Annotated in this window: 19 protein-coding genes; 10 read left to right on the top strand and 9 right to left on the bottom strand. The window is 70.3% G+C overall.

All coding sequences use genetic code 11. The features are described 5' to 3' along the window. Positions 1–141: 141 nt before the first annotated feature. On the bottom strand, positions 142–1359 hold the full coding sequence (locus tag ACGGAQ_RS24690) for an NADP-dependent isocitrate dehydrogenase (protein ID WP_355063784.1): 1218 nt from the start codon (positions 1357–1359) through the stop codon (positions 142–144). A 137-nt stretch (positions 1360–1496) separates the two neighbouring features. Between ACGGAQ_RS24690 and ACGGAQ_RS24685 the strand changes: the two genes are divergently transcribed. Next, the gene (locus ACGGAQ_RS24685) at positions 1497–2381 is read left to right on the top strand and encodes an MBL fold metallo-hydrolase (RefSeq protein ID WP_393052823.1); all 885 of its coding nucleotides are present in this window, start codon (positions 1497–1499) and stop codon (positions 2379–2381) included. 92 nt (positions 2382–2473) lie between these two features. Here the strand turns inward: ACGGAQ_RS24685 and ACGGAQ_RS24680 are convergent, their stop codons facing one another. Both ACGGAQ_RS24680 and ACGGAQ_RS24675 read right to left on the bottom strand, forming a co-directional pair. Then, a complete protein-coding gene (locus tag ACGGAQ_RS24680) occupies positions 2474–3424 on the bottom strand; it encodes a malate dehydrogenase (protein ID WP_393052822.1) in 951 nt (316 codons plus the stop codon). Positions 3425–3552: 128 nt separating this feature from the next. Further along, the gene (locus ACGGAQ_RS24675) at positions 3553–4413 is read right to left on the bottom strand and encodes a bifunctional methylenetetrahydrofolate dehydrogenase/methenyltetrahydrofolate cyclohydrolase (RefSeq protein ID WP_393052820.1); all 861 of its coding nucleotides are present in this window, start codon (positions 4411–4413) and stop codon (positions 3553–3555) included. A 448-nt stretch (positions 4414–4861) separates the two neighbouring features. On the opposite strand from ACGGAQ_RS24675, the gene ACGGAQ_RS24670 reads away from it, so the two are divergent. The 5 genes from ACGGAQ_RS24670 (at position 4862) to ACGGAQ_RS24650 (ending at position 10638) form a co-directional block, all read left to right on the top strand. Beyond that, positions 4862–6463 carry an ABC transporter substrate-binding protein gene (locus ACGGAQ_RS24670; RefSeq protein WP_393052818.1) on the top strand — a complete coding sequence of 534 codons (1602 nt, stop codon included), beginning with the start codon at positions 4862–4864 and terminating at the stop codon, positions 6461–6463. 198 nt (positions 6464–6661) lie between these two features. Further along, positions 6662–7600, top strand: a complete 939-nt coding sequence (locus ACGGAQ_RS24665; protein ID WP_355247061.1) for an ABC transporter permease — start codon at positions 6662–6664, stop codon at positions 7598–7600. 18 nt (positions 7601–7618) lie between these two features. Next, positions 7619–8575: an ABC transporter permease gene (locus tag ACGGAQ_RS24660; RefSeq protein ID WP_393052816.1), complete on the top strand. Its 957-nt coding sequence runs from the start codon at positions 7619–7621 to the stop codon at positions 8573–8575. A 7-nt stretch (positions 8576–8582) separates the two neighbouring features. After that, positions 8583–9620 (top strand): ABC transporter ATP-binding protein, encoded by a 1038-nt coding sequence (locus ACGGAQ_RS24655; RefSeq protein ID WP_393052814.1) that lies wholly within the window; start codon positions 8583–8585, stop codon positions 9618–9620. Then, positions 9604–10638, top strand: a complete 1035-nt coding sequence (locus ACGGAQ_RS24650) for an ABC transporter ATP-binding protein (protein WP_393052813.1) — start codon at positions 9604–9606, stop codon at positions 10636–10638. The genes ACGGAQ_RS24655 and ACGGAQ_RS24650 overlap by 17 nt, the downstream gene beginning before the upstream one ends. Positions 10639–10740: 102 nt before the next feature. Here ACGGAQ_RS24650 and purH read toward each other — a convergent pair whose 3' ends face one another. Together purH and purN are read right to left on the bottom strand one after the other, a co-directional pair. After that, entirely contained in the window at positions 10741–12312 is a 1572-nt protein-coding gene (gene purH, locus ACGGAQ_RS24645; RefSeq protein ID WP_393052811.1) for a bifunctional phosphoribosylaminoimidazolecarboxamide formyltransferase/IMP cyclohydrolase, read from the bottom strand. After that, the gene (purN, locus tag ACGGAQ_RS24640; protein WP_393052809.1) at positions 12309–12929 is read right to left on the bottom strand and encodes a phosphoribosylglycinamide formyltransferase; all 621 of its coding nucleotides are present in this window, start codon (positions 12927–12929) and stop codon (positions 12309–12311) included. The genes purH and purN overlap by 4 nt, the downstream gene beginning before the upstream one ends. A 207-nt stretch (positions 12930–13136) precedes the next feature. Here purN and ACGGAQ_RS24635 point away from each other — a divergent pair, with 207 nt between their 5' ends. Next, positions 13137–13727 carry a DUF4190 domain-containing protein gene (locus tag ACGGAQ_RS24635; RefSeq protein ID WP_393052807.1) on the top strand — a complete coding sequence of 197 codons (591 nt, stop codon included), beginning with the start codon at positions 13137–13139 and terminating at the stop codon, positions 13725–13727. Between the two features lie 132 nt (positions 13728–13859). Here ACGGAQ_RS24635 and ACGGAQ_RS24630 read toward each other — a convergent pair whose 3' ends face one another. Next, a complete protein-coding gene (locus ACGGAQ_RS24630) occupies positions 13860–15179 on the bottom strand; it encodes a DUF6350 family protein (RefSeq protein WP_393052806.1) in 1320 nt (439 codons plus the stop codon). Positions 15180–15377: 198 nt separating this feature from the next. On the opposite strand from ACGGAQ_RS24630, the gene ACGGAQ_RS24625 reads away from it, so the two are divergent. After that, entirely contained in the window at positions 15378–15644 is a 267-nt protein-coding gene (locus tag ACGGAQ_RS24625) for a DUF4190 domain-containing protein (RefSeq protein ID WP_393052804.1), read from the top strand. A 63-nt stretch (positions 15645–15707) separates the two neighbouring features. On the opposite strand, the gene sucD is transcribed toward ACGGAQ_RS24625, so the two are convergent. The 3 genes from sucD to ACGGAQ_RS24610 all read right to left on the bottom strand — a co-directional run bounded on the left by sucD (position 15708) and on the right by ACGGAQ_RS24610 (position 18638). Continuing rightward, positions 15708–16595 (bottom strand): succinate--CoA ligase subunit alpha, encoded by an 888-nt coding sequence (gene sucD / locus ACGGAQ_RS24620; protein WP_393052802.1) that lies wholly within the window; start codon positions 16593–16595, stop codon positions 15708–15710. A gap of 2 nt (positions 16596–16597) precedes the next feature. Beyond that, positions 16598–17776, bottom strand: coding sequence for an ADP-forming succinate--CoA ligase subunit beta (gene sucC, locus ACGGAQ_RS24615; RefSeq protein WP_354855379.1), 1179 nt, complete (start codon positions 17774–17776; stop codon positions 16598–16600). A 457-nt stretch (positions 17777–18233) separates the two neighbouring features. Next, the gene (locus ACGGAQ_RS24610) at positions 18234–18638 is read right to left on the bottom strand and encodes a cobalamin B12-binding domain-containing protein (RefSeq protein WP_393052800.1); all 405 of its coding nucleotides are present in this window, start codon (positions 18636–18638) and stop codon (positions 18234–18236) included. Between the two features lie 439 nt (positions 18639–19077). Between ACGGAQ_RS24610 and ACGGAQ_RS24605 the strand changes: the two genes are divergently transcribed. Then, positions 19078–19785, top strand: a complete 708-nt coding sequence (locus tag ACGGAQ_RS24605) for a M23 family metallopeptidase (RefSeq protein ID WP_234590189.1) — start codon at positions 19078–19080, stop codon at positions 19783–19785. Between the two features lie 273 nt (positions 19786–20058). Beyond that, positions 20059–20826, top strand: coding sequence for a M23 family metallopeptidase (locus tag ACGGAQ_RS24600; RefSeq protein ID WP_393052799.1), 768 nt, complete (start codon positions 20059–20061; stop codon positions 20824–20826). The last annotated feature ends 94 nt before the right edge of the window (positions 20827–20920 follow it).

Here is a 20920-nt window from a genome sequence, read left to right as displayed (position 1 = left end):
TTCCTTGGACGCGACTGGCATCTCGTCCACCCTGGTCAACGAGGCGCGCCGGGCCGGGTGACGCCGCAGGCGTGTCAGCCGGCAGACACGCCGGAGCCCGTCGGCGGGTGCCGACGGGCTCCGGTGCTTGGTGCGGTCGAATCAGGCGGCGAGCCTGCGGGCCAGGTTCTCGTCGAGCGCGTTCATGAACTCGTCGGTGGTCAGCCACGGGGCGTCGCGCGAGATGAGCAGCGCGAGGTCCTTGGTCATCTGGCCACCCTCGACGGTGTCGATGATGACCTGCTCCAGGGTGTTGGCGAACTCGGTCACCGCCGGCGTGCCGTCCAGCTTGCCCCGGTGGGCCAGGCCCCGGGTCCAGGCGTAGATCGACGCGATCGGGTTGGTCGAGGTCTTCTCGCCCTTCTGGTACTGCCGGTAGTGCCGGGTGACCGTGCCGTGCGCGGCCTCGGCCTCGACGGTACGGCCGTCCGGGGAGAGCAGGACCGAGGTCATCAGACCCAGCGAGCCGAAGCCCTGCGCCACGGTGTCGGACTGCACGTCACCGTCGTAGTTCTTGCAGGCCCAGACGTACCCGCCCTCCCACTTGAGCGCGGCGGCGACCATGTCGTCGATGAGCCGGTGCTCGTAGGTGAGGCCGGCGGCGTCGAACTCCGCCTTGAACTCGGTCTCGAACACCTCGGCGAAGATGTCCTTGAACCGGCCGTCGTACGCCTTGAGGATGGTGTTCTTGGTCGACATGTAGACCGGGTAGTTGCGGTCCAGGCCGTACCGGAACGAGGCCCGGGCGAAGTCCCGGATCGACTCGTCGTAGTTGTACATGCCCATGGCGATGCCGCCGCCGGGGAAGTTGGCGACCTCCATCTCCATCGGCGTGCCGCCGTCGGCCGGGGTGTAGGTGATGGTCACCGTGCCCGGGCCGGGGACGACGAAGTCGGTGGCCTTGTACTGGTCACCGTGGGCGTGCCGGCCGATGATGATCGGCTTGGTCCAGCCGGGGACCAGCCGCGGCACGTTGGACATGATGATCGGCTCGCGGAAGACGACGCCGCCGAGGATGTTGCGGATGGTGCCGTTGGGCGACCGCCACATCTTCTTCAGGCCGAACTCCTCGACCCGGGCCTCGTCCGGGGTGATGGTGGCGCACTTGACGCCGACGCCGTGCTCCTTGATGGCGTTGGCGGCGTCAATGGTGACCTGGTCGTCGGTCTCGTCGCGGTACTGGATCGACAGGTCGTAGTAGTGCAGGTCGACGTCGAGGTAGGGCAGGATCAGCTGCTCCCGGATCTGCTTCCAGATGATCCGGGTCATCTCGTCGCCGTCGAGCTCCACGACCGGGTTGTTTACCTTGATCTTCGCCATCGGCCGGCGCTCCTCTCGGGGGACACGTGCTCAAGCAGTACGAGCGTACTGCAATTGGGCCGGCAGCCCTCAGCCGGCCTCGACCGACCGGCGGAACCGGGCTGCACGGCACAGCAGTTCCCTGACACCATCGCTCGATGCCACTTCGCCGCACCCTCGGGTCTATCACGGTTACCGCGCTCACCGACGGTGAGGGTGCCTTCTTCCAGCCCCGCGAAGAGGCATTTCCGCACGCCACGGCGGCGCACTGGGCGGAGGCTGACCGCCGCGACCCCGCCTCGGTCACCGCCGACGGGCGGTGGTGGCTGCCGTTTCGCAGCTTCGCGATCCGTTCGGGTGACGGGCCGGTGACCCTTGTCGACGCCGGGATCGGCCCGGTCGACGCACCCGCCGCGAGCTGGGCGCCGGTGCCCGGTCGGCTACCCGCCGAACTGGCCGCCGCCGGCATCGACCCGGTCGACGTCGACACGGTCGTGCTGACCCACCTGCACAGCGACCACATCGGCTGGGCGGTCACCGGCACACCGGGCCGGCCGCACTTCCCGAACGCCAGCTACCTGCTCCAGCGCGCGGAACTGGAGGCGGCGGAGGCGATCAACCCAGGACTGCCGGCCGGGCTGGTCGCGCCGTTGCGCGCCGCCGGCCAGCTCCGGGTGGTCGACGGCGAGACAACCCTGACCCCTGCGGTACGACTGCTGCCCACTCCCGGGCACACCCCCGGCCACCAGTCGGTGCTCCTGACAGCGGCCGACGAGCGAATGCTGCTCACCGGCGACCTCCTGGTGCACCTGGTGCAACTGATCGACCCCACCCTGGCGTACGTCCACGAGGTAGACCCCGACGAAGCGCGCGCCTCCCGCCTGACGGCCCTACACACCCACAACCCCACCCTGCTGGCCACCCCCCACCTCTCCACCCCCTTCACCCCCCACCCCCACCCTCTCCCCACCCCACCCACGTCCCCACCCCGCCTTGTCGATCATGAAGTTATTGCCCCGACACGCCGCGCAAGGGGGCAATAACTTCATGATCACCGGGGGTGAGGGCAGGCTGGGTGGAAGCGCAAGGGGCGCGCCGGCTCTGCCGGCGCGCCCCTTGCGTTGGTGGGTACGGATCACATGCTGGAGATGTCGCCCTGCTTGGCGCGGACGGCCTCGGCGGCGGCCAGGAGGCTGGCCAGCTCGTCGGCGTCCAGGTCGGTCTCGACGATCCGACGGACACCCTCGGCGCCGATCTCGGCCTCGACACCCAGGTAGACGCCGGAGATGCCGTACTCGCCGTCGACCCAGGCGCAGACCGGCATGACGTCGCCGGAGTCCTCGGCCACGGCCTTCGCCATCCGCGCCGCGGCGGCGGACGGGGCGTAGTACGCCGAACCGGTCTTGAGCAGCGCGACGACCTCGGCGCCACCGTTGCGGGTCTTGACGACCAGTTCCTCGATCTGCTCGGCGGGCATCGCGTCGCGCAGCGGCTTGCCGTTGACGGTGCTCTTGGACGGCACCGGGACCATGGTGTCGCCGTGCGAGCCCAGGGTGAGCGTGCGTACCGACGCCACCGGCACGTTCAGCGCCTCGGCGACGAAGTTGCTGAACCGGGCGGTGTCGAGCATGCCGGCCTGGCCGAGCACCCGGTTCTTGGGGAACTGGGTGGCGAGCTGCGCCAGCGCGGTCATCTCGTCCAGCGGGTTGGAGACGACGATGACGACGGCGCTGGGGGCGTACTTGGCCACGTTCTCGGCGACCTGCCGCACTATCTTGGCGTTGGTCTCCAGCAGGTCCATCCGGCTCATGCCCGGCTTGCGGGGCAGGCCAGCGGTGATGACGACGACGTCGGAGCCCTCGATGGCCTCGTAGCCCTCGCCGTTCGGGCCGGTGGTCACGCCGACGACCTTGGTCTCGAAGCCCTCGATGGCCCGCGACTGGTTGAGGTCGAGCGCGAGGCCCGCGGGCTTGCCCTCCACGATGTCGGTGATCACAACGGTGTCGAAGACGTCGTACTCGGCCAGGCGCTGTGCGGTGGTGGAGCCGTAGAAGCCAGCCCCGACGACAGTGACCTTCTTACCCATGGTCGTCCCACTCCCTGATACCAGTCGGTTTTCCGGACCGTATCAGCCATCCTGGCACTGATCGGGCCAGGGGCGGACAGTTATGACCGGACAGACGCGAACGGCACTCGTGGGACAGCGTCGCCGCGTCAGCCGCGCTCGGCGCGCTCCACGACGTTGGTCAGCAGCATGGCGCGGGTCATCGGGCCGACGCCGCCGGGCATCGGGACCAGCGCGCCGGCCGTCTCGGCCACCTCCGGAGCGACGTCGCCGGTGTAGCGGCCCTTGCCGTCCGGGCCGATCACCCGCGTGATGCCGACGTCCACGACGACGGCACCGGGGTTGATCATGTCGGCGGTCAGCAGCCCCGGTACGCCGGCCGCGACGATGACGATGTCGGCGGCCCGGGTGTGCGAGGCGAGGTCGAGGGTGCCGGTGTGGCACAGGGTGACGGTGGCGTTTTCGCTGCGACGGGTGAGCAGTAGGCCGAGCGGACGGCCGACGGTGTTGCCCCGGCCGACGACCGCCACGGTGGCGCCGCGCAGCGCCACGTCGTGGCGGCGGAGCAGCTCCACGATGCCGCGCGGGGTGCAGGGCAGCGGGCCGTCGTAGCCGAGGACGAGCCGGCCCAGGTTGACCGGGTGCAGGCCGTCGGCGTCCTTATCCGGGTCGATCAGCTCCAGCACCCGCTGGGTGTCCAGGTGGGCGGGCAGCGGCAGCTGGACGATGTAGCCGTGGCACGCCGGGTCGGCGTTCAGCTCGGCCAGGACGTCGTCGACCTGCTGCTGGGTGGCGTCGGCCGGCAACTCCCGGCGGATCGAGGCGATGCCCACCTCGGCGCAGTCACGGTGCTTGCCGTTGACGTACGCCTGGCTGCCCGGATCGGCCCCGACCAGGACCGTGCCGAGCCCGGGGGTGATGCCGCGCTCCGCGAGAGCCTTCACCCGTATCCGCAGCTCGTCCTTGATCTCCGCCGCGGTCGCCTTGCCGTCCAGAAGCGTCGCCGTCACCACCAGATCGTCTCATGTCCGGCACGTGCCGTTCCGGCGACCTCGCTCCGGACGGCCGCCGAGGCCCCAACTACACCACCGAAGGTCACGATGAGTTACGTGTTGCTCATCACTCTAGGTGACAATTTGTGGACCCTCTCACCGAGAAATCGGTCGGCGCCCGCGAACGCGGCGGATACCGGACGGACCCGCCGGAGGCCACGGAATCCCTCCCAGCAGACCCCACGACACGTCGATCTCATTGGCGAATGTGCACCCCAGAGCCGCTTATCCGGTTTGGGCTAGCACGCACGAGAGAGCCGTGCAAGGAAGGCGTCCTCGGACCGTTACCCGCCCGCAACCGGGCCGTTGTCGACGGCCGGTATCTCGACCTACCGTTACCGCTTGTTGCGCAGCGTAAACCCAGCGTCGGGCCTGACTGCGCAGCGTGAGGAGATGAGGAGGCTCTATGCGAGTTCGTAGACTCGCCGCCTGGACCGCCCTCCCGCTTGCGGTGACGCTGGGCCTCGCGGCCTGCGGCAGCGGCGGAGACGGTGGATCCGGCGGCAGCGGCACGTCGGCTGTCAGCATCCAGATCGGCGAGCCGAAGCACCTGGTTCCCACCAACACCACCGAGACGTCCGGCGCGCAGGTCCTCACCGGCCTGTTCAGCCCTCTCGTCGACTACGACGCCCAGAACAAGCCGTACGAGGTCGCCGCGCAGTCGATCACCTCGTCCGACAACAAGGTCTGGACGATCAAGCTCAAGGACGGCTACACCTTCCACAACGGTGAGAAGGTCACGTCCGAGGACTACATCAACGCCTGGAACTACGGCGCGTACGCCCCCAACGGTCAGGACAGCAACTTCTTCTTCGAGAAGATCGCTGGCTACGCGGACCTGCAGGGCGACAAGCCGAAGGCCAAGGAGCTGTCCGGGCTGAAGAAGGTCGACGACCTGACCTTCACCGTGACGCTCTCCGAGCCGTACATCGACTTCCGGACGATGCTCGGTTACACCGCGTTCTACCCGATGCCGGACGCCGCGTTCTCGGCGCCGGGCGTGGTCAAGGACTCCTACGAGCAGGCCCCGATCGGGCAGGGCCCCTTCAAGATGAAGGGCACCTGGCAGCACGACAGCAAGATCGACGTCGAGCGCTACGACGCGTACCCGGGCGAGAAGCCCAAGGTCAAGGACATCGAGTTCCGGATCTACCAGCAGCTCACCGCGGCCTACGCGGACGTCCTGGCGGACAACCTGGACGTGCTGCCGACGATCCCGACCGAGAGCCTGAGCACCGCGCCGACCGACCTGGGCGACCGGTACCAGACCAGCCCGATGTCGTCGTTCCAGTTCCTGGCGTTCCCGACGTTCGACAAGGACTACAGCAAGCCGGACGTGCGTAAGGCGATCTCGATGGCGATCGACCGTGACGAGATCACCAAGTCGGTCTTCAAGGGCTCGCAGCAGTCGGCGCGCTCCTTCGTCTCGCCGGTCCTGCCGGGCTACCGCGAGAACACCGCGGGCGCGGCTGGCGAGTTCAACCCGACCGAGGCCAAGAAGCTCTACCAGGCCGCCGGCGGCCCGTCGAAGATCGTCATCTCCTACAACGGCGACGGCGGTCACAAGGACTGGGTCGACGCCACGGTCAACCAGCTCAAGGCCAACCTGGGTGTCGACGCCGTCGGTGTCGCCGAGCCGAAGTTCGCCGACCTGCTGACCAAGGTCGAGAAGAAGCAGCCGGTGGGCGCGTTCCGGATGGGCTGGGTGATGGACTACCCGAGCATGGAGGACTACCTCGGCCCGCTGTACAGCACCAACGGCTCGTCGAACTACTACGGCTACAGCAACCCGGAGTTCGACAAGCTCGTCAAGGAGGGCTCCGCCGCCAAGACGCAGGACGAGGCGATCGCCAAGTACCAGCAGGCGGAGGACATCCTGGCCAAGGACATGCCGGTGATCCCGCTGCGCTTCGGCCAGAACGTGTACGGCCACTCGTCCAAGGTCAAGAACGTGGAGATGGACCTGTTCCAGCGGGTCAACCTCATCAAGATCGAAGCGGCCAGCTGAGCTGACCAACGGTTGCGGGCCACCCGGACGACGACGCCCGGGTGGCCCGGACCGCGCTATCCGGCACGGGCCGCACGCGGGCCCGGAGTCGGTGGCGCCGGCCTCCCCCGGGCCGGACGGCACGTCTCGGATATTTCGGGTACGACCAGAGATGCCGTCCTGCGACCCTTTCGCATATTTCCGGAGAGACTGCTAAGCATGTTCCGCTACATCTTGCGGCGCCTACTGCAGATGGTCCTGGCGTTCTTCGGGACCACCCTGATCGTCTACGCGCTGATGTTCGCCGGCCAGGGCGACCCGATCCAGGCCCTCGCGGGCGAACGCCCGGTGACGCCGGCCCAACGGGCCTACCTGACGGAGAAGTACCACCTCGACGCGACAGGCGTCGGCGGCTTCTTCTACCGCTACTTCGACTACGTCAAGAGCCTGCTCCAGGGTGACCTCGGCCAGTCCCTGACCGGCCGCCAGATCGGTGACATCCTGCAGGCGGCCTGGCCGGTCACCCTCAAGCTCGCGCTCATCGCGCTCGCCGTGGCGATCATCTTCGGAGTCAGCGCCGGCGTGGTCGCCGGCATCCGCCGGGCCAGCATCTTCGACAACTCGACGCTGGTGCTGACCCTGCTCGTGCTGGGCATCCCGACCATCGTGCTGGCACCGCTCGCCCAGTACTTCCTGGGCGTCAAGTGGCAGCTCTTCCCGCCCACCGCCGGCTCCCAGCCGACGTTCTACGCGCTGCTGCTGCCGGGCATCGTGCTCGGCTCGCTGTCGCTGGCCACCGCCCTGCGGCTGACCCGAACCTCGGTGGCCGAGAACCTGCGCGCCGACTACGTCCGGACCGCGCGGTCCAAGGGCCTGGTCAAGCGCCGCATCGTCACCGTCCACGTGCTGCGCAACTCGCTCATCCCGGTGGTCACCTTCCTCGGTGTGGAGCTGGGCAACCTGATGAGCGGCGCGATCATCACCGAGGGCGTCTTCAACATCCCCGGCGTGGGCTTCAACCTCTTCCGCGGCATCCGCACCGAGGACGGCCCCCTGGTGGTGGGCATCGTCAGCGTGCTCGTCGTGGTCTACCTGGTCTCGAACCTGGTGGTGGACGTCCTGTACGCCGTACTCGACCCGAGGATCCGCTATGAGTGAGCGCAGCGAGGTGCCGGCATGAGTGACTTTGAGACTGTGGCGGCCACCGAGAACCAGGCCGCACGGCGTGGCCCCTCGGGCGAGCCGGGCACCCCGAACCAGGTGGGCGCGCCGCAGAAGCCGCGCAGCCTGGCCGGCGACGCCTGGCGCGACCTGCGTCGCAACCCGATCTTCTGGATCTCGCTGACACTTGTCGTCGTCTTCACCCTGATGGCGCTGGCCCCCGGCCTGTTCACCGCCAACAGCCCGAACGACTGCCTGCTGTCCCGACAGCACGCCGGGCCGTCCGGCGGGGCCATCTTCGGGTACGACTTCCAGGGCTGCGACACGTACTCCCGGGCGGTCTACGGCACGCGGGCCTCGCTGCTGGTCGGCGCGCTCGCCGCGCTCGGCACCGGCATCATCGCCCTGGTCGTCGGCATGCTGGCCGGGTACTTCGGCCGCTGGGTCGATGCCGTGCTCTCCCGGGTGATCGACGTGGTGCTCGGCATTCCGCTGCTGCTGGCCGCGATCGTGCTGCTCAAGCGGGTGTCCAGCGACAGCGACAACGCGCGGATCGCCGCGGTGATCTTCGTGCTGGCCATCCTGGGCTGGACCACCGCCGCCCGGGTGGTGCGCTCCTCGGTGATCACCGCCAAGGAGCAGGACTACGTGGCGGCGGCCCGGATGCTCGGCGCCGGCAACGGCCGGATCATGTGGCGGCACATCCTGCCGAACTCGCTGGCCCCGGCCATCGTGGTGTTGACCATCGCGCTCGGCTCGTTCATCGCCGCCGAGGCGACGCTCTCCTTCCTGGGCATCGGCCTCAAGGCGCCGACCATCTCGTGGGGCCAGGACATCGACACCGGCCGTATCCACATGCGGGAGGCGGCGACGCCGCTGATCGTCCCGTCGGCCTTCCTCGCGCTGACCGTGCTGGCGTTCATCATGCTCGGCGACGCGATCCGTGACGCCTTCGACCCGAAGTTGCGGTGACTCTCTGATGACCCACTCCACCGTCGAACCCACCCCCGCCTCCCCCACCCCTGAGGGCGGCCACCTGCTGGAACTGCGGGACCTGCACGTCGAGTTCCGGACCAACGAGGGCGTGGCCCGGGTGATCAACGGCGTGTCGTACCACCTGGACGCCGGGGAGACCCTCGCGGTGCTCGGCGAATCCGGCTCGGGTAAGTCGGTCACCGCCCAGGCGATCATGGGCATCCTGGACACGCCGCCCGCGTTCGTCCGCTCCGGCCAGATCCTCTACCGGGGTCAGGACCTGCTCGCGGCGTCCGAGGAGCAGCGCCGGCAGGTCCGCGGCAAGGAGATCGCGATGATCTTCCAGGACGCGCTCTCCGCGCTGAACCCGGTCTTCCCGGTCGGCTGGCAGATCGGCGAGACGCTGCGCCAGCGCTCCGGCATGTCCCGGGGCGACGCCCGCCGCCGGGCCATCGAGCTGATGGACCTGGTCAAGATCCCGGGTGCCGCCAAGCGGATCGGCGACTACCCGCACCAGTTCTCTGGCGGCATGCGGCAACGCGTCATGATCGCCATGGCGCTGGCGCTGGACCCGAAGGTGCTGATCGCCGACGAGCCCACCACCGCGCTCGACGTCACCGTGCAGGCCCAGATCATGGACCTGCTGGCCGACCTGCGCCGGGACCTCAACATGGCGATGATCCTGATCACCCACGACCTGGGCGTGGTCGCCGGCGTCGCGGACCGGATCGCGGTCATGTACGCGGGTCGGATCGTCGAGCACGCCGACGTCCGCTCGCTCTACAAGGCGCCGGCCCACCCGTACACAAAGGGGTTGTTGGAGTCGATCCCGCGGATGGACGTCCGCGGCCAGGAACTGTCGACGATCAAGGGGTTGCCGCCGAACCTGATGCGCATCCCCTCCGGCTGCCCGTTCCACCCCCGGTGCCCGTACGTGCAGCAGGTCTGCGTGGACGTGGTGCCGCACGACCTGGTCCTCGGCGACGGCCGGACCAGCGCTTGCCACTTCGCGCAGGAGGTTCGTGATGACAGCGCCCGCTAGCTCCACAAAGGTCCGGGGCGAGACCATCCTGTCGGTCGACAACCTGGTGAAGCACTTCCCGATCAGTCAGGGTGTGCTGTTCCAGCGGCAGATCGGCGCCGTCAAGGCCGTCGACGGCGTGAGCTTCGAGCTGCGCCGGGGCGAGACGCTGGGCGTGGTCGGCGAATCCGGCTGCGGCAAGTCCACCCTCGCCCGGCTGCTGATGCGGTTGGAGACGCCCACCTCCGGGCGGGCCACCCTGGAGGGCCGTGACCTGTTCAAGGCCTCCGGGTCGGAGCTGCGCCGGCTGCGCCGCAACATGCAGATGGTCATGCAGGATCCGTACACCTCGCTGAACCCGCGGATGACGGTCGGCGACATCATCGGTGAGCCGTTCGAGATCCACCGGGACGCCGCGCCGAAGGGCAGCAAGCAGAAGCGGGTCCAGGAGCTGCTGGACGTCGTCGGGCTCAACCCGGAGCACATCAACAGGTACCCGCACCAGTTCTCCGGCGGTCAGCGTCAGCGCATCGGCATCGCCCGCGCGCTCGCGCTGCGGCCCGAGGTGATCGTCTGCGACGAGCCGGTCTCGGCGCTGGACGTCTCCATCCAGGCCCAGGTGATCAACCTGCTGGAGCAGCTCCAGGACGAGTTCGGGCTGTCGTACATCTTCATCGCCCACGACCTGTCCGTGGTTCGGCACATCGCCGACCGGGTGGCGGTCATGTACCTCGGTCGGATCGTCGAGATCGGCACCGAGGACGAGATCTACGAGCGCGCCACCCACCCGTACACCCAGGCTCTGCTCTCGGCCGTGCCGGTGCCGGACCCGGAGGTACGCGACCAGCGCAACATGATCCGGCTGGTCGGCGACGTGCCCAGCCCGGCCGACCCGCCGAGCGGCTGCCACTTCCGCACCCGCTGCTGGAAGGCCCAGGACATCTGCGCCAAGGAAGATCCGCAGACGGTCCCGAGAGCGGCCGACCCGCACCCGTCCGCCTGTCACTTCGCCGAACTCCGCCCCACCACCCCGGCCTGACCCACAGTGGGCCGTTGATCATGAAGTTATTGCCCTGCACATCGGCGTGTCAGGGCAATAACGTCATGATCGACGGGGTGATCGACGGGGTACAGACGAGGGTCAGTGGAAGAAGTGGCGGGTTTTCGTCAGGTACATCGTCACGTTGGCCTTCTTGGCGGCTTCGATGACCTCTTCGTCGCGGATCGAACCGCCGGGCTGGACGATGGCGCGGACGCCGGCGTCGATGAGGATCTGCGGGCCGTCGGCGAACGGGAAGAACGCGTCCGAGGCGGCGACCGAGCCCCGGGCGCGGTCGGCACCGGCCCGGTCGACCGCCAACCGCGCGGAGTCGACCCGGTTGACCTGACCCATGCCGACCCCGACGGTGGCGCCGTCCTTGGCGAGCAGGATCGCGTTGCTCTTCACCGCGCGGACCGCCCGCCAGGCGAACGCGAGGTCCCGCAACAGCTCCTCGTCCGCGGCCTCGCCGGTCGCCAACTGCCAGTTCGCCGGGTCGTCACCGGGAGCATCCACCCGGTCGGCGACCTGGGACAGCACGCCACCGGTCACCGACCGCCACTCGAGCTTCGCCGGGGTCCAGGCCGGCGCGCGCAGCAGCCGGATGTTCTTCTTGCCCTGCAACACCTCGACCGCGCCCTCGTCGAAGCCGGGGGCGACCACCACCTCGGTGAAGATCTCGGCGACCTGCCGGGCCAGCTCGACCGAGACCGGCCGGTTGACCGCGATGACGCCGCCGAACGCCGACACCGGGTCACAGGCGTGCGCCCGGCGGTGCGCCTCGGCCACGTCCGCGCCCACCGCGATGCCGCACGGGTTGGCGTGCTTGATGATCGCCACCGCCGGCTGGTCGGCGAAGTCGTTGGCGGCCCGCCAAGCGGCGTCGGCGTCGACGTAGTTGTTGTACGACATCTCCTTGCCGTGCAGCTGCTCGGCCTGGGCCAGCCCCGCCGGGGCGTCCGGGTCGACGTAGAGCGCGGCGGGCTGGTGCGGGTTCTCCCCGTAGCGCAGCACTGTCGACTTGCGCAGCGCGGACCCGGCGAACGTCGGCCACGAGTCGTCGGCCGGGGCCAGCTCCTGGGCACACCACTGGGCCACCGCGACGTCGTACTCGGCGATGTCGGCGAACGCGCGGGCGGCAAGCGCGCGGCGCTGGGCCAGCGTGAAGCCACCCTCGTCGAGCGCGCCGAGTAGCGCCGGATAACCGGCCGGGTCGGTGAGGACCGCTACCGAGGCGTGGTTCTTGGCGGCGGCCCGCACCATGGCCGGGCCACCGATGTCGATCTGCTCCACGCACTCCTCGACGCCGGCGCCGGAGGCGACGGTCGCCTGGAACGGATAGAGGTTGGAGACCAGCAGGTCGAACGCGGCCACCCCCAGCTCGTCGAGCTGGGCGACGTGCGTGTCCTTGCGCAGGTCGGCGAGGAGACCGGCGTGCACCTTCGGGTGCAGGGTCTTCACCCGGCCGTCGAGCACCTCGGGGAACCCGGTCACCGTCTCCACCGGCGTCACCGGCACCCCGGCGGCGGCGATGGTGCCCGCCGTGCTGCCGGTGGAAACGATCTCCACACCGGCCGCATGCAGGGCCTGGGCCAGCTCGACCAATCCGGTCTTGTCGTAGACGCTGACCAGCGCCCGCCGAATCGGGCGACGCCCGTCCTGAGTGGGACTCACGGAACCGTGACCTTCCTTCCGGTGATGGTCCAGCCTTCGCGGACCAGGCGGCCGACCTGCTCGACGAGCTGGCGCCGTTCGGCTTCCTTGATGCGCTCGGTGAGCGCGTCCACGTCGTCGTCGTCGAGCACCGGAACCGCGACCTGCGCCACGATCGGCCCGGTGTCCATGCCGGCGTCGACGAAGAAGAGCGTGGCCCCGGTGAGCTTCACGCCGTAGGCGAGGGCGTCGCGCGGGCCGTGGATGCCGGGGAACGCCGGCAGCAGAGTGTTGTGGGTGTTCAGGTAGCGGTCGCCGAAGGCGGCGAGGAAGTGCGGGCCGACCAGCTTGAGGAAGCCGGCGGAGATGACCAGATCGGGCTGGTGCTTGGCGACGTGCGCGGTGAGCGCGCGGTCCCAGTCCTCCCGGCTGTCATGGTCGCGGACCCGCTCGACGAAGGTCGGCACCCCCGCGGCCTCGGCCCGGTCCAGGCCCGCGATGCCGTCGCGGTCCGCGCCGACCGCGACGACCTGTGCGCCGTACGCGGGGTCGGCGGCGGCGTCCAGCAGAGCCTGAAGGTTGCTCCCGGAGCCGGAGACGAGGACGACGATGCGGGCGGCGGACGCGGGCTCGGTCACCGGGCCACCCTATCGGGCAGGTCAGGACGCCCCTCGGTTGGGCGGTTCGCCGATCTGTGACAGTGACCGACGGGCGGACTGAATGGTTATCCGGGGTAATGCGCGGTATGTCGTCGCGCTGCTGTGCTGTGCCTGAGGTGGTCTGACCGCGATCATGGATGGGAACAACAGCAGCAACTGACGGAACCAGTCCAAGGAGCTTCTCGAATGCAGCCCGGCAACCCCGGTCAGGACCCGTACGGCCAGCAGCCCAACCAGGACCCGACCGCCCCCCAGCCGCCGCACGACCCGTACGCCCCGCCGCCGGCCGCCCCGTACGGCCAGCAGCCCACCTCGGGTCAGCCCTACGGCCAGCCCACCTCGGGCCAGCCGTACGGCCAGCCGCCGGCGGCTCCCTACGGCCAGCAGCCCGGCGCCCCGTACGGCCAGCAGCCGCAGGACCCGTACGGCGCACCGCAGGCCCCGTACGGCCAGCAGCAGCCCTACGGTGGCGCCCCGACGTACCCGAACGCCGGCTACCCGCAGCAGCAGGGCCAGAACAACACCCTGGGCCTGGTGTCGATGATCCTCGGCATCGCGTCGATCCCGTTGATCTGCTGCCTCTACCTGGGCATCCCGGTGGGTATCGCGGGCGTGGTGACCGGTTACCTCGCGAAGCAGAAGGTCGCCCAGGGCCAGGCCAGCAACGCCGGCCAGGCCAAGACCGGCCTGATCTGCGGCGCGGTCGGCGTCGGCCTGGGCATCCTGGTGCTCATCATCAGCATCGTGGCGAACGTCAACCTGCCGACCGAGCCCTGAGCAGACCCTGCTCCGACGGGGCGCTCCGGATCCGTCCGGGGCGCCCCGCGGCGTCTCCACACCACGTTGGCCGCACCGCCGTCGGCCGTGCCCACCCTCGGTCGAACCACCGACGGCAACGCCGTCGGACGGTCAGACTCCGGGGCGCACCGGCGGCGTCTGAGCGGCGCGCGGGCTCCGGGCGAGCACCCGGGTGGCGGCGGCGCCGAGCAGCGCGCCGACCGCGACGACACCGGCCGCCACCGCGCCGACCTGCCAGGCCACCGGCCCGAGCTGTGCCAGCCGTCCCGCGCCGAGCGGCCCACCGGAAGCCGCGGCGGCGACGCCGAGCAGCACGCCGGCCACCGGCCCGGCCAGCGCCGCCGGCGCCAACAGCTCCGCCCAGCGCCGCGGCGGCCGCTCCGACCCGGCGGACCGGGCCAGCCGGCGGGCGAGCAACCAGCCGGCGACCATCCCGGCCAGCACCGGAACCGCGAGCAGCAGCGCGCCGAGGCCGTCCACCGGGCCGCGCGGCAGGCCAGCGAGCAACGGTATGGCCGGCAGCGCGCCGACCGACACCTCACTGGTGCGCACGGCCGTGTCGACGCCGACCGCGAAGCCCGGCCCGAGCAGATAACTTGTCGACCAGACCGCGGCGTTCGGCGCGTACGCCATGCTGACCAGTGTGATCCCGGCCTGCCCGGCCACTCCGGTCCGGTACGCGCCGATCATGTCCGCGGCGTCACCGCCACCCATGGCCACAGCCAGGCCGGCCGCGCCGGCGCCCGCCCCGAGCAGGAGGAGCGCGGCCACCAGCCCGGTGCGTACGCCGTCGCGCAGCGGGCCGGGTATCCGTGTGACGAGCAGCCGGGTCACTGCGGTGATCCGGATCGCGCCGATCAGCGCGCCGAGCGTGCCGACCACCGCGAACGTGACCGCCGCCCGCACCGGGGACACCTGCGGCCCGCCCGCGCCGATCAGCACCGCGGCGAGCGCGCCGAGCAGCGCGTACGCCAGACCGACCGCTGCGGCGGCGATCAGCGCGCGGCGCGGTGAGCGAGTGTCGCGCGCGCCGATCGCGCGGCTCACGTGCACGCCGGCCCGGGTCAGTCGCCAGAGCGCGAGCACGGTGAGCGCCAGCGGGGCGAGCCCGAACGGGCCCGCCTCGGTGTGCAGCGGCACCCCGTGCCCCACCAGCCAACCGGCCAGCGCCGTGCGCAGGGTGCCGCCCAGCGTGGTGGAATCCGCGCCGAGCTGAACCAGGCCGAGCACGATGGCGACCGGCAGATACGAGGTGAGAGCCGCACCGGCCGCGGCGACCCCGGCGGCGACGGCCAGCGGCGCACGCCCACGCGGCGACCCACCGGCGCGCGGCGCGGGAACCCGCGGACGCGGCGCGGCGCGGTCGACCGGCCGGTCGTCGGCGCGTACGCCGCCGGCACGGCTGGGTGGGTCAGGGGTGACGGGGGACATCCGCTCTACTCTGGCACGTCGCGCGGGCGGGGGCAGTCCGTTAACCCGCCCCGGAGGGCGGCGAGTTGGGCGAACCGGAGTCGGAGCCGCCCCGTCGGGTCTAGCGTCGGGCCAGAGGGGGTGGCCGTCGCCGCCAACCGGCTCTCGTTGGCCGGTCGCGGACCGGAGCCCGCCGCCCACGACCGCCCGGAGGTAGCCGTGACGAACGCATACCCGCCGCCCCCACCACCGCCGGCCCGGGGACGCGACCGCACCACGCTCTGGGGCGTGCTGGGCATCGTCCTCGGTCTGATCTGTTGCGGCATCCTCGGCATCATCTTCGGCTACCTGTCACTGCGCGACGCGCGGCGCAACGGCCAGTCGCCGGTTCTCGGCTACCTCGCCATCGCGTTCGGCGTGATCAACATCATCGGCGGCGCGATCCTGCGCCTCACCGGCAACTACCCGTTCTGGAACAACGACTGATCCGGCGGTACGACGAAGGGGCCGACCAGTTCCGGTCGACCCCTTCGGTGTTGCCGTGCCGGCTCAGCTGCCGGACATGATCTCCCGCATCAGCTTCGCGGTCTCGGTCGGCGTCTTGCCGACCTTGACGCCGACGGCTTCGAGCGCCGCCTGCTTCGCCTCGGCGGTGCCGGCCGAGCCGGAGATGATCGCCCCGGCGTGACCCATGGTCTTGCCGGGGGGCGCGGTGAAGCCGGCGATGTAGCCGACCACCGGCTTGGTGACGTTGCCCTTGATGAACTCGGCGGCCCGCTCCTCGGCGTCGCCACCGATCTCACCGATCATCACGATGGCGTCGGTCTCCGGGTCGGCCTCGAACGCCTTGAGGGCGTCGATGTGCGTCGTGCCGATGATCGGGTCGCCACCGATGCCGACGCAGGTGGAGAAGCCGATGTCGCGCAGCTCGTACATCATCTGGTAGGTCAGCGTGCCGCTCTTGCTGACCAGGCCGATCCGGCCGGAGCCGGTGATGTCGGCCGGGATGATGCCGGCGTTGGAGGCGCCCGGCGAGGCGATGCCGGGGCAGTTCGGCCCGATGATCCGGGTCCGCTCGCCCTGCGCGAGGTTGTACGCCCAGAACGCGGCGGTGTCGTGCACCGGCACGCCCTCGGTGATCACCACGGCCAGCGGGATCGCGGCGTCGATCGCCTCGACCACGGCGGCCTTGGTGAACTGCGGCGGCACGAAGATGACCGATACGTCGGCCCCGGTCTCGGCCATGGCGTCCGCCACGGATGCGAAGACCGGCAGCTCGGTGCCGTCGAAGTCGACAGTCTGGCCCGCCTTGCGCGGGTTGACGCCGCCCACCACGTTGGTGCCGGCGGCGAGCATCCGCCGGGTGTGCTTGGAGCCCTCGGAGCCGGTCATCCCCTGAACGATGACCTTCGAGTCCTTGGTCAGCCAGATAGCCATGATCAGACCCCCGCAGCTGCCAGCTCGGCGGCCCGCTCGGCCGCGCCGTCCATGGTGTCCACCCGCTGTACCAGCGGGTTGTTCGCGCCGTCCAGGATCGCCCGGCCGGCCTCGGCGTTGTTGCCGTCGAGCCGGACGACGAGCGGCTTGGTGACCTTCTCGCCGCGCTGCTCCAGCAGGGCGAGCGCCTGGATGATGCCGTTGGCGACCTCGTCGCAGGCGGTGATGCCGCCGAAGACGTTGACGAAGACGCTCTTCACGGCCGGGTCGGAGAGCACGATCTCCAGCCCGTTCGCCATCACGGCGGCACTCGCGCCGCCGCCGATGTCGAGGAAGTTGGCCGGCTTGACGTTGCCGTGCCGCTCACCCGCGTACGCGACGACGTCGAGGGTCGACATGACCAGACCCGCGCCGTTGCCGATGATGCCGACCTCGCCGTCGAGCTTGACGTAGTTGAGGTCCTTGGCCTTGGCGGCCTGCTCCAGCGGGTCCACGGCGGCCTGGTCGACCAGGGCCTCGTGGTCCGGGTGCCGGAACGCGGCGTTCTCGTCCAGGGTGATCTTCGCGTCGAGCAGCAGCAGCCGCCCGTCGCCGTTCTTCGCGAGGGGGTTCACCTCGACCAGGGTGGCGTCCTCGGCGACGAACGCCTGCCACAGGCCGACGGCCACCTCGACGACCTGGTCGGCGACCTCGGCCGGGAAGCCGGCGGCGGTGACGATCTCCCGCGCCTTGGCCTCGTCGACGCCGGTGTTCGCGTCGATCGGCGCCTTCACCACGCGGTCGGGGGTCTCGGCGGCGACCTGCTCGATGTCCATACCGCCGGCCACGCTGGCGATGCAGAGGAAGGTGCGGTTCGCCCGGTCGAGCAGGTACGAGAAGTAGTACTCCTCGGCCACGTCCGCCGTCACCGTGATCATGACCTTGTGGACGGTGTGGCCCTTGATGTCCATGCCGAGGATGTCGGTGGCGCGGGCCACCGTCTCCTCGGCGCCCTCGGCCAGCTTGACGCCGCCGGCCTTACCTCGGCCGCCGACCTTCACCTGCGCCTTGACGACCACGCGACCGCCGAGGCGTTCGGCGATCGCACGGGCCTCTTCCGGGGTAGTGGCGACGCCGCCGGCCAGCACGGGCAAGCCGTGCCGCTCGAACAGGTCCCGCCCCTGGTACTCGTACAGGTCCACGATTGCGCGTCCCGTCCCGTCTCCGCGGCGCGCCGTCGCGCCGCCACCAGCGTTCAGAAAACAGTTTGACGCCTGTCATCAGTTGAAACAGGCCATTGGCGGCAGCCTAGCGAGGTGGGCACCGCCGGCAACCGAGCGGGTGCACGGTGTGCGGTAATGCACAACCCCCGTGCCGAGTGGGGCTGATTCCGGCCGCGCCGTGGGCGGCGTCAATCGTCCGGACGATGTTGCCCGGGGTCCGTAACCCGCCCGTCGGGGCGTCGTTGAGTCAGGTGTCGGCGCGCTGATCAGCGCGAAGACGGGATACGGCCGATGCCCTGTCGGTCGAGGGGTGGCGGCGGGGCATCGTGCATAGAGGGGCCGGACGTGTGAGGGGTGCGTCCGGCCCCTCCCCCGTGCCCAGATCCGGTCGGCGCCGCGGACCGACGCGGTCGACTCGGCGCAGCGGACCGGTGCCTCAGGCGACCGGCTGCGCGACGTTCTGCCGGACCCACTCGACGATCGCCTGCGTGGTGGCGCCCGGCGTGAAGATCTTCGCGACGCCCAGCTTCTCCAGCTCGGGGATGTCGCCGTTGGGAATGATGCCGCCACCGAACACGACGATGTCCCGGGCGTCACGCTCGGCCAGCAGCTCCAGCACCCGACGGAAGAGCGTCATGTGCGCGCCGGAGAGTACGGAGAGACCGACAGCGTCGGCGTCCTCCTGGATGGCCGTCTCCACGATCTGCTCGGGCGTCTGGTGCAGGCCGGTGTAGACGACCTCCATCCCCGCGTCGCGCAGGGCGCGTGCGACGACCTTCGCGCCACGGTCGTGGCCGTCCAGACCTGGCTTCGCGACGACGACCCGAATACGAGAGCTCATCAGCGCACACCTTTCACCGGCTTCACGGCCTTCACCTGAACGAACGGTAACCCGCCCGGCCGGGGCCGGGAAATCCGGGCCGGAACCACGTCCGACATTCTGCCGTGCCCAGGCACGGCCTCGGGCACTGTCGATCGAGGCCGCCTTACCCGGGCCCCGGCGTCAAGCCGGACGACTCCGCCGGATCGGTCACGCTCGGCGACGAACGGGTGGTAACGGGGGCACCGTTCGACGGCGCGATGCATGACAATCTCGGACGCAAACGGACAGATCGACACGCCAATTCGGCGGTCTGGCTTGTGAGTCGCCTGGTGGTTGGCTAACGTGTCCACGGTTGTCATCAGGTCCATGGACGGGTGACGACGCGGTCGGCAGACGTTCACCGGAGCTTCACGGACGTCCACCAGCCGCCTCGGAACCCCGACAACGGAGGGTGTGCGTGCGCCAGCGCCTGTCGTCTGAGCCCGATCGATATCGCGGTCGCCGCCGCGTACCCACCCCCCCGCGTAGCCGTTACGCGGCCGTCGTCACCACCGCCTTCGTCGGCGCGGGCATCGTCGCGCTGGGCGCGTCGGCTCTGCCCGACGCCAAGGACGTCAGCCCGACCGTGCTCGACGAGCTCAAGCAGGCGTCGATCACCAGTCAGGACGTCGCGGCCCGTGCGGACAACGCCGAGCGCGCCTCCCGGGACAGCCGCACGAAGGAAGCGGCCGAGCCCGAGGTCTGGATGCTGCCGCTGCAGGGCTACGACTTCAACTCCCCGTACGGGATGCGGTGGGGCAAGCTGCACACCGGCGTCGACCTGGTCGTCCCCGAGGGCACGCCGTACGTGGCGGTCCACGACGGGCTGGTCACCAAGGCCGGCTGGTTCGGCGGCTACGGCTACGCGGTGATCGTCCAGCACGCCGACGGCAGCGAGGCCATCTACGGTCACTCCTCCGCGCTCAGCGTCAAGGAGGGCCAGCAGGTCAAGGCGGGCGACCAGCTTGGCCTGGTGGGCCAGACCGGCCACGCCTACGGCACCCACCTGCACCTTGAGCTGCATGTCAAGGGCGCGCCGATCGACCCCGTTCCGTACCTGCAGGAGCGCGGAGTGGACATCAAGCTGCAAGTCGAGGCAATTTACAGCGAGGTAGCGGGTTCCTGACGCTGCGTACTGCCCGTTGACCGCCCGGATCTGTCGATCCGGGCGGTTCTCTTTGCTCAGCCTGCGGCTGATGTCTGCTGGATCACAGCATGGACTGTGACCGACCGCACGGCACAGCATGATCCCTTTTCCGGACGGAGTGCTTCAGATCGGTGCATACCAGGTCAGCCGGCCTGCCGCCCCCGGTCCGGACGCCCGGTCCCGGACGGTCGTCTCGCGCGGCCCGACACCAGTATTTCGAGGTCAAGTGCCCCTCGACTGTGAAGGTCCGCCGTGCAGGAAGACAGCCCCGTCCAGAACGAGAACACCCCCGACACCACCGTCGAGCAGCCGCGACGTGCCCGCCGGCGGAACCGCCTGATCGTGGCCGGCGCGGCCGCGCTGGTCGCCCTCGGCCTGGGTGGGGTCGCCGTCGCCACCTCCGGCCCCGACCGGCCGGCGCCCACCGCCGTCTCGCTCGACGCCCAGTCCCGCGCCGAGGCCGCCAGCCGGGCCGACCGCTCGACCCGCGAGTCGAGCGCGCCGGCGTCGGCCAGCCCGACCGTGAGCCCGTCGACGGCCAGCGCCAGCCCGAAACCGACGAAGACGGCCACCGCCACGCCGAAGCCGAAGCCGAAGCCGAAGAAGACCACCAGGCCGACGGCCGCCTGGGTCGACCCGATGCCGGGCGCCTCGGTCACCTCCTGCTACGGCCAGCGCTGGGGCACCCTGCACGCCGGGATCGACCTGGCGCTGCCCTCGGGCACCCCCATCCGCGCCGCGGCCGCCGGAACGGTCACCCAGGCCGGCGACGCCGCGGACGGGTACGGCAACTCCGTCTTCATCGACCACGGCAACGGCTACCTGACCCACTACGCCCACCAGAGCCGCATCGCGGTCACCGTCGGGCAGAAGGTCAAGGCCGGCCAGGTGATCGGCTACGAGGGCGCCACGGGCGACGCCACGGGCCCGCACCTGCACTTCGAGGTGCACCAGGGCATGTGGAACCAGATCGACCCCGCGCCGTTCATGCGGGCGCACGGCGTCGACCTGGGCTGCTGATCCAGCGCACCATCGCGAAAACAGTGGCCTCCGCGCTGGCGGAGGCCACTGTTTTCAGCAACTGGCGCGGATCGTGCTCGGGCGGCCCCGCCAC

The organism is Micromonospora sp. NPDC047557 (assembly GCF_043205095.1).
Taxonomy (GTDB): Bacteria; Actinomycetota; Actinomycetes; order Mycobacteriales; family Micromonosporaceae; genus Micromonospora.
This window is presented reverse-complemented; position numbering and strand designations above follow the sequence as displayed.

Excerpts from the sequence above, each read along its gene's own strand:
- ACGGAQ_RS24690 (WP_355063784.1), bottom strand. The coding sequence starts at position 1,359 with ATGGCGAAGATCAAGGTAAACAACCCGGTCGTGGAGCTCGACGGCGAC.
- ACGGAQ_RS24685 (WP_393052823.1), top strand. The coding sequence starts at position 1,497 with ATGCCACTTCGCCGCACCCTCGGGTCTATCACGGTTACCGCGCTCACC.
- ACGGAQ_RS24680 (WP_393052822.1), bottom strand. The coding sequence starts at position 3,424 with ATGGGTAAGAAGGTCACTGTCGTCGGGGCTGGCTTCTACGGCTCCACC.
- ACGGAQ_RS24670 (WP_393052818.1), top strand. The coding sequence starts at position 4,862 with ATGCGAGTTCGTAGACTCGCCGCCTGGACCGCCCTCCCGCTTGCGGTG.
- ACGGAQ_RS24665 (WP_355247061.1), top strand. The coding sequence starts at position 6,662 with ATGTTCCGCTACATCTTGCGGCGCCTACTGCAGATGGTCCTGGCGTTC.
- ACGGAQ_RS24660 (WP_393052816.1), top strand. The coding sequence starts at position 7,619 with ATGAGTGACTTTGAGACTGTGGCGGCCACCGAGAACCAGGCCGCACGG.
- ACGGAQ_RS24655 (WP_393052814.1), top strand. The coding sequence starts at position 8,583 with ATGACCCACTCCACCGTCGAACCCACCCCCGCCTCCCCCACCCCTGAG.
- ACGGAQ_RS24650 (WP_393052813.1), top strand. The coding sequence starts at position 9,604 with ATGACAGCGCCCGCTAGCTCCACAAAGGTCCGGGGCGAGACCATCCTG.
- ACGGAQ_RS24635 (WP_393052807.1), top strand. The coding sequence starts at position 13,137 with ATGCAGCCCGGCAACCCCGGTCAGGACCCGTACGGCCAGCAGCCCAAC.
- ACGGAQ_RS24630 (WP_393052806.1), bottom strand. The coding sequence starts at position 15,179 with ATGTCCCCCGTCACCCCTGACCCACCCAGCCGTGCCGGCGGCGTACGC.
- sucD (WP_393052802.1), bottom strand. The coding sequence starts at position 16,595 with ATGGCTATCTGGCTGACCAAGGACTCGAAGGTCATCGTTCAGGGGATG.
- ACGGAQ_RS24610 (WP_393052800.1), bottom strand. The coding sequence starts at position 18,638 with ATGAGCTCTCGTATTCGGGTCGTCGTCGCGAAGCCAGGTCTGGACGGC.